Origin of the sequence: Pseudomonas sp. Os17 (genome assembly GCF_001547895.1) — a bacterium.
In the GTDB taxonomy this organism is placed as follows: Bacteria; Pseudomonadota; Gammaproteobacteria; order Pseudomonadales; family Pseudomonadaceae; genus Aquipseudomonas.
The window spans coordinates 3,134,185-3,149,347 of record NZ_AP014627.1 but is presented as its reverse complement, the minus strand read 5'-3'; the positions used below and the strand labels follow the sequence as shown (position 1 = coordinate 3,149,347).

The 15,163-nt window shown below is 63.4% G+C and carries 12 protein-coding genes; 3 read left to right on the top strand and 9 right to left on the bottom strand.

The window, feature by feature from the left end; all coding sequences use genetic code 11:
- Positions 1-10: 10 nt before the first annotated feature.
- The 5 genes from POS17_RS14185 to POS17_RS14165 all read right to left on the bottom strand — a co-directional run bounded on the left by POS17_RS14185 (position 11) and on the right by POS17_RS14165 (position 6,702).
- Positions 11-1,792, bottom strand: a complete 1,782-nt coding sequence (locus tag POS17_RS14185) for a type I secretion system permease/ATPase (RefSeq protein ID WP_060839146.1) — start codon at positions 1,790-1,792, stop codon at positions 11-13.
- Positions 1,793-2,001: 209 nt separating this feature from the next.
- Entirely contained in the window at positions 2,002-2,385 is a 384-nt protein-coding gene (locus tag POS17_RS14180) for an AprI/Inh family metalloprotease inhibitor (RefSeq protein ID WP_060839145.1), read from the bottom strand.
- 94 nt (positions 2,386-2,479) lie between these two features.
- Complete coding sequence (locus tag POS17_RS14175) at positions 2,480-3,928, bottom strand: serralysin family metalloprotease (protein WP_060839144.1); 1,449 nt, start codon at positions 3,926-3,928, stop codon at positions 2,480-2,482.
- 299 nt (positions 3,929-4,227) lie between these two features.
- Positions 4,228-5,328, bottom strand: coding sequence for a DmpA family aminopeptidase (locus tag POS17_RS14170; RefSeq protein WP_060839143.1), 1,101 nt, complete (start codon positions 5,326-5,328; stop codon positions 4,228-4,230).
- A gap of 9 nt (positions 5,329-5,337) precedes the next feature.
- Positions 5,338-6,702, bottom strand: coding sequence for an APC family permease (locus POS17_RS14165; protein WP_060839142.1), 1,365 nt, complete (start codon positions 6,700-6,702; stop codon positions 5,338-5,340).
- 205 nt (positions 6,703-6,907) lie between these two features.
- Between POS17_RS14165 and POS17_RS14160 the strand changes: the two genes are divergently transcribed.
- Positions 6,908-7,711, top strand: coding sequence for a helix-turn-helix transcriptional regulator (locus POS17_RS14160; RefSeq protein ID WP_060839141.1), 804 nt, complete (start codon positions 6,908-6,910; stop codon positions 7,709-7,711).
- A gap of 179 nt (positions 7,712-7,890) precedes the next feature.
- Here the strand turns inward: POS17_RS14160 and feaR are convergent, their stop codons facing one another.
- The 4 genes from feaR to POS17_RS14140 form a co-directional block, all read right to left on the bottom strand.
- Positions 7,891-8,829, bottom strand: coding sequence for a transcriptional regulator FeaR (feaR, locus tag POS17_RS14155; RefSeq protein WP_060839140.1), 939 nt, complete (start codon positions 8,827-8,829; stop codon positions 7,891-7,893).
- Between the two features lie 150 nt (positions 8,830-8,979).
- The gene (locus POS17_RS14150; RefSeq protein WP_060839139.1) at positions 8,980-9,573 is read right to left on the bottom strand and encodes a DUF3156 family protein; all 594 of its coding nucleotides are present in this window, start codon (positions 9,571-9,573) and stop codon (positions 8,980-8,982) included.
- Positions 9,539-11,059 (bottom strand): APC family permease, encoded by a 1,521-nt coding sequence (locus tag POS17_RS14145; protein WP_060839138.1) that lies wholly within the window; start codon positions 11,057-11,059, stop codon positions 9,539-9,541. The genes POS17_RS14150 and POS17_RS14145 overlap by 35 nt, the downstream gene beginning before the upstream one ends.
- A 210-nt stretch (positions 11,060-11,269) precedes the next feature.
- Positions 11,270-12,757, bottom strand: a complete 1,488-nt coding sequence (locus POS17_RS14140) for an aldehyde dehydrogenase family protein (RefSeq protein ID WP_060839137.1) — start codon at positions 12,755-12,757, stop codon at positions 11,270-11,272.
- 225 nt (positions 12,758-12,982) lie between these two features.
- Between POS17_RS14140 and POS17_RS14135 the strand changes: the two genes are divergently transcribed.
- Together POS17_RS14135 and POS17_RS14130 are read left to right on the top strand one after the other, a co-directional pair.
- Positions 12,983-14,317 (top strand): aspartate aminotransferase family protein, encoded by a 1,335-nt coding sequence (locus POS17_RS14135; RefSeq protein ID WP_060839136.1) that lies wholly within the window; start codon positions 12,983-12,985, stop codon positions 14,315-14,317.
- 168 nt (positions 14,318-14,485) lie between these two features.
- The gene (locus POS17_RS14130; protein WP_060839135.1) at positions 14,486-15,160 is read left to right on the top strand and encodes a helix-turn-helix transcriptional regulator; all 675 of its coding nucleotides are present in this window, start codon (positions 14,486-14,488) and stop codon (positions 15,158-15,160) included.
- Positions 15,161-15,163: the final 3 nt, after the last annotated feature.

Genomic DNA, 15,163 nt, shown 5'->3' with positions numbered 1-15,163 from the left:
CGGTCCTTGCTCATGCGCCTTTATTCCGTGTCGGAGCCTGATACTGGCGGCTCATGCTCAAGCCGCCGGGAGCGGCCGCCACCGGTTTGGGGCTTTCCTGGGCGGTTGGCGACTGACCGCCGGACAGCGCCTTGAGCACCTCCTGGCTGGGGCCGAAGGCCTGCAAGCGCCCTTCGTTGAGCACCAGCAGCTTGTCGGCCAGGGCCAGCACCGATGAGCGATGGGTCACCAGCACCACGCTGGCACCCCGGGCCTTGAGCTGGGCAATGGCCGCCGCCAGGGCGCTTTCGCCCACGGTGTCGAGGTTGGAGTTGGGTTCGTCGAGCACCACCAGACTCGGGTTGCCGTACAGCGCCCGGGCCAGGGCCACCCGCTGTTTCTGCCCGCCGGACAGGCCGCTGCCGTCGTCCCCGAGCACGGTGTCGTAGCCCTGGGGCAGGCGCAGGATCAGTTCGTGCACCCCGGCCAGTTGGGCGGCCTGGACCACCCGCTCCGGGTCGGCCTCGCGGAAACGCGCGATGTTCTCGGCGATGCTGCCGCTGAACAGTTCGATGTCCTGGGGCAAGTAACCGATGTAGGGCCCCAGCTCATCGCGATTCCAGCGGTGAATGTCGGCACCGTCCAGGCGCACCGTGCCACCCAGGGTCGGCCAGACCCCCACCAGGACCCGGGCCAGGGTCGACTTGCCGGAACCGGAAGCCCCCAGTACACCCAGCACTTCACCGGCATTGAGGTTGAAGGTCACTTGCTGCAGGGTGGCCATCCGCCGCCCGGGCGGCCCGGCGCTGACTTGCTCGAAGCTCACCTGGCCCTTGGGCGCTGGCAGCGACATGGCGCTGTCGCCCGGGGCGAACTCGCGCAGCAGCGCATCCAGGCGGCGGTAGGCCAGCTTGGCCGAACTCCACTGCTTCCACACCGCGATCAACTGGTCGATGGGGCTCAGCACCCGGCCCATGAGGATCGACCCGGCGATCATCATCCCGGCGGTCATGTCGCCCTTGATCACCAGCAAGGCGCCCAGGCCCAGCACCAGCGATTGCAGGCACAGGCGCAGGGTCTTGCTCAGGGAGCTGATCACCGAGCCGGTGTCGCTGGCCTGGTTCTGCATGCCGAGAAACCGCGAATGCACCACGAACCAGCGCTTGCGCAGGGCCCCGAGCATGCCCATGGCCTGGATGGTTTCTGCGTTGTGCAGATGACTGGTGGCCAGTTGGGTGGATTTCTGCGAAAACCCGCTGGCCTCGGCCAGGGGCTTTTTGGTCATGGCCTCGTTGAAGCAGGCCAGCCCGATCAGCAACAAGGCACCGGCGGTGGCGAACACGCCGAGCCAGACGTTGAAGGCGTAGATCACCAAGAGATAGATGGGAAACCAGGGAGCATCGAAGAAGGCGAACAGTGCCGGTCCGGTGAGGAACTGGCGAATATGGGTCAGGTCCCCCAGGGACTGCCCGGCATGGCCTTCGCCACGGGCCAGGTTGCGTTCGAAGGCGGCCTGATAGACCCGCAGGTTGAAACGCCGCTCCAGCTGGCTGCCGATGCGAATGACGATAAAGCTGCGCACCACTTCCAGCAGCCCGATAAACACGAAGAAGCCCACTACCATCAGCGACAGCATCACCAGGGTGGTTTCATTCTGCGAAGACAGCACCCGGTCGTAGACCTGCAACATATAGATGGAAGGCACCAGCATCAGCACATTAATCAAGGCGGTGAAACAGCCAACACTGATCAGAATGCCCTTGTATTCGCCCAATGCCTTAAACAGTGGTGCAGGATGACTATTGTTCAGCATCTTCAACATTTTCCCTGAGTCGACCCTGCGCGCCGAACGCGAGTACCTCATATACGGCGCAACTAAAGATGTGCGCCCCTTAGTCCCGAAGTCTGCGGACACACCCGAACCGGACAACTGGGTTAATAGCTATCCGGTTATAAACCTGTCGATTAAAAGAGTGGCAAGTTAAAGCCATCCAAGAATAAACGAACAACCTGCCGCATTAATTAGTCAGCACGCTGCAATATGATCAAACCGTCGCCTTTGAAGCGCGCTTCGTACAGGCCTTCTCTCTGTCGACTGAAAAAGATAATTCTTGAACCTTCGCGTCCGGTGATGGCAATACCGTCGGGCTCCGGAAACCAGCCCACCGCCGCCTCGCCGATCCACGTCGACAGGCATTCGGCGCCGTCTCCCAGGGCTGCGTTTTGCAACAGGTCCAGGGCACAGGCGGCGCCAGGTTCGCTCTGTTGCTGCAACTGCCAGTGTCCAACCAGTTCCGAGGGGTCCGCCAAGCGCAGGCTGCTTGCCATGGTTATTGCTCCGTAGAAGATCGTCAGCGTCGCCAGCAGCCAGGTGGCCGCCTTGCGATGCAAGGTGTGTGGGGTCATGGGGGTGCTCCGTCCGCCCGGTAGACTGGCTCAGCCCCGGGGCCAATGCAACAGCGCAAGGCAGCGCCTGGACGCTGCCTTGCGCCTGTTTCAATCAGGCAATGATGTCGCTGACCGCTGCCTGGCCCACGGTGCTGACCAGGAAGTCCGCCACGCCATGCCCGGAGAAGTCCACGGACAAGGTGCTGACCCCACCGGAAGTGCTGAGGATCGCGTCACCCGCCGCACCGGTGAAGGCATTGACGAAGTGCAGGCCCGCGCCCTTGGTGATCCCGGTCAGGTCGATCTTGTCCAGGCCGCTGACAAAATCCATGATCTGATCGGCCGCGCCCGGCTTGGAATCGCTGCTGGCACCGAACACGAAGGTGTCCGCGCCCGCACCGCCCCACAGCTGGTCCGCACCACCGGCGCCGTAGATGATGTCGTTGCCGGCACCGCCCTTGAGCACGTTGGCCGCCTCGTTACCGATCAGCAGATCGTTGCCCGAGCCACCGAAGGCGTTTTCCACGGTCACGCCCTGGGCGATGGAAACGTTGCCCACCATGCCGCCAACGTCGGAGAACGAACCGGCATTGAGGTTGATCTTCTGGTTCTGGGTGAAGCCGGAGAAATCCAGGGTATCATTGCCGCCACCGTCCCACACCGAGAACACCAGCTTGTCGGCGGAGGAACTGGCGCTGTAGAAATCGCGCCCGGTATTGGAGTTGAAACCGTAGGTGGTATCACCGGCACGGGTGCTGTAGTTGGCCCCGTAGAGTTTCTGGATGGCGGCGATATCGTCCATCAGCGGACCGGACGAATAGGCTTCGACCCCGCCCTTGCTGAAGTTCTGGCCGGTGTTGCTTTCACTCCAGTAGCTCATGACGCTGTAGCCACGGGTGTCCTGGCCGTAGCTGGCGTCTTTATAGCTGGGGTTGCCTTCGCCGGCGTTGTAGTCGCCAGGGTGAGCCAGGCCCAGGGTGTGACCGATCTCATGGGTCAGGGTCTGACGGCCATAGTTGTTCAGGTCGGGGTTCTTGTTCTGGGTGTAGCCACTGTTGATCAGGTACCACGAGGTGCCGTCGTAGCCGGCACCGGTGCCCGGCAGGTAGGCGAAGGCCGCCGCGCCGTCCTGGCCGCCGCTGTAGTTGCCGAAGGTCATGTGACCATCGCCACCCGAGGCTTTTTCGGTAAACACCACGTTGGCCACATCGGCCCACGACTGCATGGCCAGCACCGCCTGGGCCTTCTGTTGAGCGCTGAACTGGCTGAACCCGGTGATGCCATGCTTGTTCATGGTGCTCGAGGAGGCCGAGGTCAGGAAGGTATAGGTCAGGTCGATCTTGCCGTTACCGTTCAGGTCCTTGTAGGCAGCGCCGTCACGCAGCAGTTGCGTGGCGGCCTGATCGACCGAAAACGACGCTTTGCCATTGAGCGTGAGATTGCCGCCACGATCGTATTGATGACTGAAGCTATTGATCTGGTTATACGCCGAACTTGCTGCGGCCAAAGGCACCAGTTGCTGTTCAGCAGATGCAATAGCGTTCTCTGTTACTTTCGACATAAACACACTTCCTTGTAATCAATGGAACAGTTTTTGTCAGATAGCGACAATCCCTGGCGAGATCGTCCTATCACTCGCCCTAAGCAGGCGAAAGAAAGCTGACACAATTTGAAATCAGACGTCCACTATTTTTTTGGCGTCAAATTCCACTGTTCCGAGAAACTCCAGCAAACAATGACCGCGCAGTCGAAAGATTATTTTTAAACCGATTAACGGCTGATATTGTCAGACAATCTACAATTTAATTATTAAATATCCATTGGACTCAATATGCCGACCAGGTCGCACTTTCAAGTCGGTCAACTTATGTTCCAACCAGTTAGTTCCAATGCTTGCAGCAATACTTGCGGGGTCAGCGCCGGCACCTGCGCGCCGTCGTCACCGGTCATCGGTTCACCTGCCAGCAGGGCGTTGATGATGGCCTCCTCCACGGCCTCGGCGGCCGCGCTGAACAGCGGCGAGATGTGATCGTTGTTGAGCATCGCCAGCGGCGAAGTCAGTCCCAGGTCCTTGCGCGCGTAATCCGCAGTGGGCAGGTCCCGGTTTCCCGTGGCAAAGGCCAGGAAGATATCGCCACTGGAATCCTCGGTGCCGCCACCGGTGCGGGCGATGCCAATCGAGGCCCGTTGCGCCAGGCGCTGGCATTGATGAGGCAAGAGGGGCGCATCGGTGGCCAGGATCACCACGATCGAGCCCATGCCCGGAGTCCCGCGTTCGGCAAAGGGCGAGACGATGCCCCCCAGCCGACGCCCCACCGGGTAACCGTCCACCCGCAACTCTTCACGCTTGCCGTGGTTGGCCTGGACCAGGGCGCCGACGGTATAGCCGCCCTGCTCCGCCGTCAGCCGCCGCGACGCCGTGCCGATACCGCCCTTGAACTCGTGGCAGATCATCCCGGTGCCGCCGCCCACCGCGCCCTCGGCCACCGGCCCGGATTCGGCGCTGGCCAGGGCCTGGCGCACCTGTTGCGGCCCCACATGCTGCCCCCAGATGTCGTTGAGCAGACCGTCGTAGGTTTCCATCACCACCGGCATGCACCAGTACACCGCCGGGTCCGCCAGGGCTTCGCGCTCCAGGGCGATCAGGGTGTCGCGGACCACGCCGACGCTGTGGGTATTGGTGATGGCCAGCGGCGTGGTCAGGGTGCCCGCTTCGCGAATCCACTCCAGGCCCGTGGCATCGCCGTTGCCGTTGAGCACATGGCAGCCGGCGAAACAGGGCTGCAACCGTGCATGCCCGTCCCGGGGCTGGACCAGGGTCACCCCGGTGCGCACCTGCTTGCCGCCCACGGTGGTTTTCAGGGTGCTGTGCCCTACCCGTACCCCGGGTACGTCGGTGATCGCATTGAACGGGCCCGGCGCCCCCAACCCCAGCTTGATGCCCAACTCACGTGCTCGCATATCCACTCCTTACAATTTCTGGAACGCCGGGCTGTACCGGCCATTAGTGCCATAGAGAATCACCGACAGCGCCAGCAGCCCGATGATCACCATGAGGTCCCGCACAGAAGCCTCAAGCAACAGTGTGATCAGCAAGTACCCGGCACCGAGCACCGCCAGCAGCGCCGGCAGCGGCCACAACGGCATGCGGTAGGGATGCTCGCGATCGCGCAGCCGCACCCGGCTCACCAATGCGCTGAGGGCGACGATCAGGTACACCAGCATGATCAACAGCACGCTGAAGGACGTGAGGTCCGCCAGATTCGAGCTAAAACTGAGTACTGCCGAAGGAATCGCCAGGAACAGCGTAGCCAGCCATGGCGAGTCCCAGCGCGGGTGGATCCGTGTGAACAGGCGGTTGATGCCGGGCGTCCACAGGGCGTCGCGGCCGCTGCTGAACACCACGCGGCCGATCTGGATAACGATGGCGACGATGGCGTTGAACACCGACAGGAAGATCCCGCCACTGACGACCCTGGCGAGGGTTTCGTTGCCATGGCTGGTGAGTAGGTAGCCGATGGGATCGGGGCTGGCCAGCAAGGTGCTCAGGGACGGCGCGCCAATCAGCAAGGCGGTGAGCGGCACCAGCTCGATGATCACCACCAGCACAAGGGACCAGAGCACCGCCTTGTGCACGCCGCGGCCCTTGCATTTCATGTCTTCGGCCAGCAGCACCGCCGGTCCATAGCCGTTGTAGGAAAACAGGCCGATGCCCACCGCCCCGATCACCAGGGCCCAGGGCGCCATCTGCAGCACGCCATGGTCGACGATCTGCGGTTGCAGGAGGATGCCGAGGGGCTGCGAGGCGTTGCCAAAGCCCAGCCAGACGATGACCAGCAAGGCCGCCACTTCCAGCAGCAGGCACGTGCCGGTAATCCAGGCATTGAGCTTGATGTTGAGAATGCCCAGCAGATAACTGCAGACCACGATCACCAGGGCCACGGTCTGGGAATCGAAGTTCGTGCCCAGGGCGTTGTTCAGGTACGTGGCGGCCCCCGTGGCCAGTACCGGCGGGATGAACAGCAGCATCACCAGCACCGTGAGGAAGGTGGCATAGCCGGCCATGCCGCCAAACACCCGCTTGGCATACACGTACTCGCCCCCCGCGCTGTTATGGGCGCGGCCCAGCTCGGCGTAGCAGAAGGCAAACATCAGCGCCAGCAACCCGGCCATGACGAACGCCAGGAACACCCCGCTGCCGGCCTGATGGATGGCAAAGGGCGCAATCACGAACACTGAACTGGCGGGCGTCACACCGGACACGGTGATGGCCACCACATCGAACACACTCAAGGTTGGTTTCAGCGCGCCGTCAGGCGCTGCGGGAGAGCTCATATCGTTATCCTCGTGTTTATTGTTGGTCTGAGGCAGAAACGAAATCCATCGGGCGGGCGCATTCTGGGACGCGCTTGGTGGGAGCTACTCTAGGCAGTTGCAGCATCTTGCCCAATTCCCCTATTGGAGTACTCCCCTTGACGGCGACCGGCAAATCGACGAAACCGTGCCACGACACTTTCGCCGAATCAGTGGAGCAAGGCCTTTGAGTAATCTGTTCAGGGAAGTCGGCCTGCATGCCGGCCTGGGTCGCACCCTCACGCTGATCGGCAACCCGCGCTTCTGGAAACAGCTGGTGTTGCTGCTGCACCAGGCCACGCCGTTCGACAACGCCCTGGCGATCTTCTACCCGCGCGAAGGCCCGCCCCAGGCACTGGAGGAATATGACGCCGAACCCAGCAGCAAGCCGGCCTCGATGCTCACCTACCTGAACGGCCTGTACCTGCTCGACCCGTTCTTCCAGGCCTGCCGCGAGGGCTATCCCAGCGGCCTGTATCGCCTGGAGGAAGTGGCCCCGGACCACTTTCGCCAGAGCGAGTACTTTCTCAGCTACTTCCACGACAACGTTCTGGAAGACGAAGTGCAGTTCATCCTGCAACTGCCCGATACCGGCACCCTGTCCCTGTCACTGGGCAGTCAGCGCGTGTTCAACAGCGAGGAAATCGGCCAGCTCACCACCTTTGCCGCCTGGGTGCTGCCGCTGATGCAGCAGCATTGGCAGCACAGCCAGCTCCGCCCTCAGCTTCCGGTCGCCGAAGAAATGGCCAGCCAGATTCGTGACGCCCTGAGTCATTTCGGCAGCGCCGTGCTATCGGATCGCGAACTGGAGATCGCCCGCCTGATCCTGCGCGGGTTTTCCTCCAAGGCCATGGCCGAGCGCTTGAAGATTTCGCCGGACACCATCAAGGTCCACCGCCGCCACCTGTACGCCAAGCTGGATATCTCCAGCCAGCCGGAACTGTTTTCCCTGTTCATCCAGTCCCTGGGACACGACCTGGAAAATCCCTGAAGCCCGCGCAGGGGATGCTATTGCCAGTGTTCTCGGGGGCTGTATTGCTGCCTGCTTGCTTGCCTTCCGTAGGAGCTGGCTTGCCAGCGAAAGCGTCCGCCGGGCAACGCAACATCCAAGGGCCCCTTCGCCGGCAAGCCGGCTCCTCCATGGCCGGCGCAGGCGTCAGACTCAGGTTGCTACGCGTTGAGGGAGCGGGCGCGGAAGTCACGGGGCGATTGTTCGAAATGCTTCTTGAAGGTCCGGCTGAAATGCGCCGAATCGGTGAAGCCCCACTTGAAGGCAATGTCGGTGATCGACTCATTGCGCAATTGCGGATTGCTCAGATCGGCGGCGCTGCGCTTGAGTCGCGAGCGCTGGATGAATCGGCATACGCTGTCGCCCTGCTCTTCAAACAGTCGGTACAGCTGGCGCACCGAGATGTTCAACTGCGCCGCCAGGGAGACCGGGGTCAGCCCCGGCTCGTTGAGGGATTGATTGATCAGTTGCCGGGCCTGATCACGCAGGCAGTGGCCATGCAGGCCGTGGTCAAAGCCATCCAGGGTGCTGGCGGTCTGGCGCAAGGTCGGCCCGAGCAAGGCAATCAGGGCTTCCTGCAAGGCCTGCCCCTCCTGCTGCGCGGCACACCCCTGCAGATCACCGGCGCAGATCTGCTCCACCAGCAAGCGCATCAAGCGACCACTGGCGCAGTTCTGTGACAGCTTGCCGAACTTGCGTTGCTGCTGCGGCAGATGCCGGTAGACCTCTTCCCGGCACAGGTGGAACGAAGCGTGTTCGATCAAACCGTGGGGCACGATCTCGCAGGCACCGGCGGAATCCAGCAGGGCCATGTCGCCGGGGCCCAGCTCGACACTCTCGCCGCCCTGGCTCAGGCGGGCGTGACCACTGCGCTGGATGATCAGGAAACAATGACGGTCGTCCTCCTGGTCGACCTTGGTGCTCTGCCGGGAAATCAGCCCGGCGTTGGTGCGGATCTGCGCCACTTCCAGGCCGGCGTAATCCTGCAGACCCACTTCACCGATGAACAGAGCGGGGTTGCGTGCCGGGCGGGCCTCGAATCGGCCGCAGACACCCTGCAAGGCGCCTACCCAGGAACTGAAACTATGCGAAGCAAGCACTGTGCACCTCCATAAGCCGGTTTCAGACCGCCTTTGTTGTTATGGCGATATCATTAACATGTTATCTATTTGCCAGGCAAGGCGCCTGACAGCATGGATAGTCTGTTATGGCTTAAGCAGGGTGTATGCCAGTACTTGCGGTTATGTCGGTCAGAATTCTCGCAGAAGCTTGTACAACTCGGTGAAGCTGCCCAACAGCGCCTGCCGCTGTTCGGCGCTCAAGCGAATATAGCGCCGGAACCCAGGCAGACGATTGACCACCTCGCTGGCGGCGAAATGCTCCAGGCGCACTTGCCACCCCTGGTCATCCCGCCACAGTTCCAGGCGCTTGAAGTCCAACGGCAGCAAGCTCTCGAGTAACTTGCGGTCGCTGCTCAGCCGCTGCAGCAAGGGCGTCCATGGCCCAGCCTCTGCGGCCAGCAAACGGGCGGCGACACCCCGACGGCGGATCGCCCCGGTGTGGTGCAAATTGATTCGCACCTGCCCCGCCCCCGCGGCGGGTATTCGCAAGCGCCATTCACAGACCACGATATGCATCAGAAACTGCGCCAGCGGACGCTCATGCACCGTGAACTCCAGCCCTGTTTGCGGACAGCGAAAGACAGCCCCGGCTGCGCCGCAAGGGGTGCAGTCGAACCCCGCCAGATCCCTTCGCAAGTGCCCCAGGGTCACCCCGGGGCAATAGCCCGAAGGCGCCTGGCGCCACCAGTCAAAGAGGTTTTGTCGCCAGCTTGAAAGACTCATCGGCCAGATGCTCCCGAGGACGGTTGTCGGTATCCGCTGCAAGGCCCAGGGCCTGCTCCAGCACCTCCTCCACCGGCACGGGCCGGAACGGATTGACCTTCTGCACCAGCAGGGTCCAGACCAGAGCATAGAGGGCGGTCAGGCCGAGCATGCTGCCGAAGGGTACATAGATGTCCCGTGGGTCCATCCCCGGTGGCGTGATGAACCACATGCCCAACAGGATCCCCACTGAAGACAGGACCTGCGGCAGGGGGAACCAGGGCGATTTGTAGGCACGGGGCAGATCCGGCCGGCGAATGCGCAGCACCACCACCGACAGGGTCACCAGCAGGTAGGCGGTGCTCCAGGCACAGACCGCCGCCAGCACCAGGTGCATGATGCTGTCCGTGCTGCCGCCCAGCCACCAGGCATGCAGGCAGGGAATCAGCACCGCCACGGCGATGCACAGCAAGGGAGTCTTGAAACGCGGGTGCAGGTAGGTGAAGACCTTGGGCAAGGCACCGTCCAGCGCCATGCCGTAGAGGATTCGCGGCAGGCCGGCCATCAGGGTGTTGATGGTGGCGGCGCCGGCAAACAACAGGCCAATGCCCAGCCAGATACGGCCGAACGGCCCCATGATCTGTTCGGCGAAATGCGGAATGGCCATGGGCGTGTCCAGCAGGTGCACGCTGCCGTCCTCGCTCAGGGCGATGTTCTCCACCTGGCGCTTCATGGCCGCGCCATAGATGAACATGCACAGCGCCACCCCCACCAGCCCCAGGGCCATGGCCCGGGGAATGGTCCTGGCAGCCTTGCGGACATCCGGGGTCAGGGGCGTGACGAACTCGCAACCGACGAACATGAACATGGCCATGCCCACCAGGGACAGGATGGTCGGCAGGTCGGTCCCCACCATCGACGCGCCGAACCAGCCGTCGAGCGCCACCGCTGGCGCCTTGATCACCCCCAGCACGCCAAAGACCATGAGGGTGGTCCACATGCCGAAAGTCAGGATCACTTCGGCACGACTGAAGGCGGTGATCCCTACCGCGTTGAGCAGGCCGAAGAACAGCACCAGCCCCACGCCCACCAGCCAGGCGCTGCCACTCTGCTCCAGCAAGGTGTTGAGGGATTCGAAGTTCACCAGGGCCATGATGCCGCTGAGAATGGTTTCCGCCGTGCCGGCGAACACATGCACGATCAGGTAGGCGGACAAGGTGCCGGTGATGGCGAAGAAACGCCCCAGTCCGCAGGCCAGGTAGTCATAGACCGAACCGTTGGTGGGCAGCAGGCAGGCCGCTTCGGCGAAGGTGGTGGACTGCGCCAGCATCATCAGCAAGGCGATCAGCATCGCCGCGGCAAACGCGCCGCCGCCGATCCCGAATCCGGTGGTGGCCGTGAGGATCACCGGGCTGGCCATGATCAGCCCCACGGCGCTGGCCAGTGCCGTGGGAAAACCGACTACCCCCTGGTCCAGGTGGCGCTTGAGTCTGTCGTTGAGCGACATGATGGTAAACCTCGAAAGCATGGGTTGATGATTGTTGTTCTAGGCATTTCAAGGGCACGCCTGGTGGCGCAGTGCTTGGCTGTCTGACGCAGCTGTCGGCACATGTTCGGCCTGGTCCGCAGGAGCGGGCTTGTCAGCGAAGGTGTCCTCAAGGGCAACGCAAAACTCGAGGGCCTGCTCGCCGGCAAGCCGGCTCCTGCGGGGGCGATTTCAATAGGCGATGCACACCGACTTGTTCTCGGTGTAGGCCTCGATGGCCGCATGGCCCATCTCACGGCCGATGCCCGACTGCTTGTAGCCACCGAAAGGCATCGACGGGTCCAACATGTTGTGGGTGTTGACCCACACCGTGCCGGCCTTGATCTGTGGAATCAGTTGCATGACCCGCCCCAGATCGTTGGACCAGATGCTCGCCCCCAGCCCGTACTGGTTGTCGTTGGCCAGCCCCACCACGTCATCCAGGGTGTCGAACGGCGTGGCCACCACCACCGGGCCGAAGATCTCCTCGCGCACCAGTTGCTGGTCGGCACGCACATCCGCGACCACCGTGGGACGGACATAGAAACCCTGCTCGCCATGGGCGACACCGCCACACAGCAGCCGGGCCCCCTCTTCGACTCCGCGCCGGACCATCTGCAGCACGCGCTTCTGCTGCTTGGCGGAGATCAGCGGGTTGATCTGCGCCTGCTCGTCGAGCCCCGGCCCGATGCTCAGGGAGTCGGCGATGCCCATCAGCCGCTCCAGCACCTCGTGATAGATCCCGCGCTGGATGTACAGGCGCGACCCCGCGGTGCAGACCTGGCCCTGATTGAAGAAGATCGCCGCGGCAGCACCGGCGGCGGCGGTCTGCGGATCGCAGTCGTCGAGGACGATCACCGGCGACTTGCCCCCCAGCTCCAGGGAGAAGCGTGTCATGTTGTCCACCGCGGCATGGCCGATCAGCTTGCCGACCTGGGTCGAGCCGGTGAACGCCAGCTTGTCGATACCCGGATGGGCGGCCAGCGCCGCACCGGCCTGGGCGCCGCTGCCGGTCACCACATTGACCACGCCGGGCGCGATCCCCGCCTCCAGGCACAGCTGGCCCAGACGCAGCGCGGTCAGCGGGGTTTCGTCCGCAGGCTTGAGCACCACGGTGCAACCGCAGGCCAGGGCGGGAACGATTTTCCAGATGGCCATCAGCAACGGAAAATTCCACGGCACTATGGCACCGACCACCCCCACCGGTTCCGGCACCGTGTAGGCGCGGTACTGCGCCCCCGGCACCGCGGCAATGGAAACGTCCAGGCTCTTGCCTTCGATCTTGGTGGCCCACCCGGCCATGTAGCGGGTGAACTCCGCAGCGGCCCCTACCTCCAGGGCCCGGGCCAGGTGAATCGACTGACCGTTGTTGAGGGTTTCCAGCTGGGCCAGTTCCTCGCCATGGCTCTCCAGCAGGTCCGCCAGCTTCAACAGCAGGCGTTCGCGATCCGCCGGGCGCAGCGCCTTCCAGCTGCCCTCGAACGCCCGGCGCGCGGCATCCACCGCCAGATCGATGTCGGCCTGGTCGGCGGCGGCAACCTGGGTCAACTGCTCGCCGCTGGCGGGATTGTACACCGGCATCCGCGCCCCGGAGAGCGCCGGCTGGCTGTGACCGTCAATCAGCAGACCGTGCTGACTGTCTATGAATGCAGCGACACGTGGGTCGATGGCAACGCTCATCTTCAATCCTCGCAGTTGGACCTTGTTCGACCTGGACTTTGAGCCCAAAGCCGCATGCCGTCTTGATCCTGGCTGCCGCAAAACTTGGCCCTGGCTGCCAGTCGCGCCGGCTGCAGCGCCGTTGGCAGCCTGGGTCAAATGCCCTGGCACACAGAGGCAAGCCAGCCGCCGGCAAATGACGCACTAATAGCTCCACGCTGTCCGTGCGATTTCAGGAGACTCAACGTGAGCGAAGCAAGCCGTTTCTGGCACCCCATGCTGCACCCCAACGAAATGAAGCAACGCGAGCCGATCCGCATCGTTCGCGGCGATGGCTGCTATGTCTATGACGACCAGGGCCACCAACTGGTGGATGGCGTTGCCGGGCTGTGGAACGTCAACGTCGGCCACAACCGCAAGGAAGTGAAAGCCGCCATCACCGCGCAGCTCGATGAGCTGGAGTACTTCCAGCTGTTCGACGGGGTCAGCCACCCACGGGCCGAGGAACTGTCCCGGGTGGTGATGAACCTGCTGGAGCCCGAGGACATGACCCGGGTGTCCTTCAGTTCCGGCGGCTCGGACGCCATCGAGAGCGCGCTGAAACTGGCCCGCCAGTACTGGAAGCTCGAAGGCCAGGCCGATCGCACCAAGTTCATTTCCCTGCGCCAGGGCTATCACGGCACTCATTTCGGGGGGGCCTCGGTCAACGGCAACACCGTGTTCCGGCGCAACTACGAGCCTTTGCTGCCCGGTTGCTACCACATCGACACGCCCTGGCTGTACCGCAACCCCTACAGCCAGGATCCAGAGGAACTGGGCAAGATCTGCGCCGACCTGCTGGAGCGGGAAATCCAGTTCCAGAGCCCGGACACCGTGGCGGCGTTCATTGCCGAGCCGATCCAGGGCGCTGGCGGCGTCATAGTGCCTCCGGCCAACTACTGGCCATTGATCCGCGAAGTCTGCGACAAGTACGGGGTCCTGCTGATCGCCGATGAGGTGGTCACCGGCTTCGGGCGCAGCGGCTCGATGTTCGGCAGCCGCCTGTGGGGCATCAAACCCGACATCATGTGCCTGGCCAAGGGCATCACCTCGGGCTACATCCCCCTGGGCGCCACCGTGGTCAATCGCCGGATCGAGGCGGCCTTCGAAAAGAACACCAACTTCACGGGCGCCATCATGCACGGCTACACCTACTCCGGGCACCCCGTGGCCTGCGCCGCCGCCCTGGCCTGCCTGGACATCGTGGTCAAGGAAGACCTGCCGGCCAACGCGGCGAAAATGGGCGACTACATGCTCGGCAAGCTGCGGCCCTTCGTTGATCGCTTCGAAAGCGTCGGCGAAGTGCGCGGTCAGGGTCTGATGCTGGCCCTGGACCTGGTGGCGGACAAGACCACCCGCGAGCCCATCGACCCCATGAGCGGCTACGCCAATCAGGTGGCGCAAATTGCCCGGGACAACGGCGTCATGGTGCGCCCGGTGGGCACCAAGATCATTCTCTCGCCGCCTTTGGTGATCCAGCAGGCCCAGGTGGACGCCATAGTCGACGCCCTGGCCGAGGGGCTGAGCCGGGCTCGCCGCTAACCCCGTCGCAGGCTGCGATCCATGAAGCACGGATCGCAGCCTGAATGGACCGAATACCTGCCAGGGAGACCACTTCCGTTTTTCATTGGTGGCGTGCATAAAGCACAGGCACAGATAACCAGCCCCATTCCCGAAGCCGCTGCCTCCACGGGCAGCCAGGAGACATCCATGACCGCGTCCGCTTCACTGCCCGGGGTCCATGAGCTGGGACAGCGTTGCATTGCCGCCTTCACCCGGGTATTGCCCGCCACCCTCTGCGCCTTCTACCGCATCGACCCGCAATTGCAGGCCCGGGACTTTTCGCTGTACTGCATGCCCGAGCCGATGCACCAGGCCTACCTGCAACGCTACCGCCACTATGACCCGCTGCAACCGCGCCACTGCGCCGCCGCGGGGCGCCCGGTGCTGTCGCTGCACATGGGCATGGCCCACCAGGGCCGCCACGCTTCCGAGGTCTACCAGGGGTTTCTGCAACGCCACGGCGTGCTCGACGTGGTGGAAATCCTGGCCTGCGACGGCGAGCGCCCCATCGCCGGCCTGTCACTGCTGCGGAACCACGCCCTGGGACATTTCCGCGTTGACGAACTGCAGACCCTGCATGCCTTGCAGGGGCTGCTGGAAATCGCCGCCCTGGCACCCTACTCCCAGGTCGACCAGCGCCTGTCCACCCTCACGCCCCGGGAGCGGGAAATCGCCTGGCTGCTCCGGGACGGCGCCGACAACAAGACCATCGCCAGGCGCCTGGAGCTGGGCCTGCCCACGGTCAAGACCCACCTGATCAACCTGTTCCGCAAGGTCGGCGTCGGCAATCGCACCGAACTGGTGAGTTCGCTGTTCCTTTGAGCG

What these genes read in the sequence shown, in the direction of transcription:
- POS17_RS14180 (WP_060839145.1), bottom strand. Translation starts at nt 2,385, where the DNA reads ATGACCCCACACACCTTGCATCGCAAGGCGGCCACCTGGCTGCTGGCG.
- POS17_RS14185 (WP_060839146.1), bottom strand. Translation starts at nt 1,792, where the DNA reads ATGCTGAACAATAGTCATCCTGCACCACTGTTTAAGGCATTGGGCGAA.
- POS17_RS14150 (WP_060839139.1), bottom strand. Translation starts at nt 9,573, where the DNA reads ATGAGTCTTTCAAGCTGGCGACAAAACCTCTTTGACTGGTGGCGCCAG.
- POS17_RS14175 (WP_060839144.1), bottom strand. Translation starts at nt 3,928, where the DNA reads ATGTCGAAAGTAACAGAGAACGCTATTGCATCTGCTGAACAGCAACTG.
- POS17_RS14145 (WP_060839138.1), bottom strand. Translation starts at nt 11,059, where the DNA reads ATGTCGCTCAACGACAGACTCAAGCGCCACCTGGACCAGGGGGTAGTC.
- POS17_RS14140 (WP_060839137.1), bottom strand. Translation starts at nt 12,757, where the DNA reads ATGAGCGTTGCCATCGACCCACGTGTCGCTGCATTCATAGACAGTCAG.
- POS17_RS14165 (WP_060839142.1), bottom strand. Translation starts at nt 6,702, where the DNA reads ATGAGCTCTCCCGCAGCGCCTGACGGCGCGCTGAAACCAACCTTGAGT.
- POS17_RS14130 (WP_060839135.1), top strand. Translation starts at nt 14,486, where the DNA reads ATGACCGCGTCCGCTTCACTGCCCGGGGTCCATGAGCTGGGACAGCGT.
- POS17_RS14170 (WP_060839143.1), bottom strand. Translation starts at nt 5,328, where the DNA reads ATGCGAGCACGTGAGTTGGGCATCAAGCTGGGGTTGGGGGCGCCGGGC.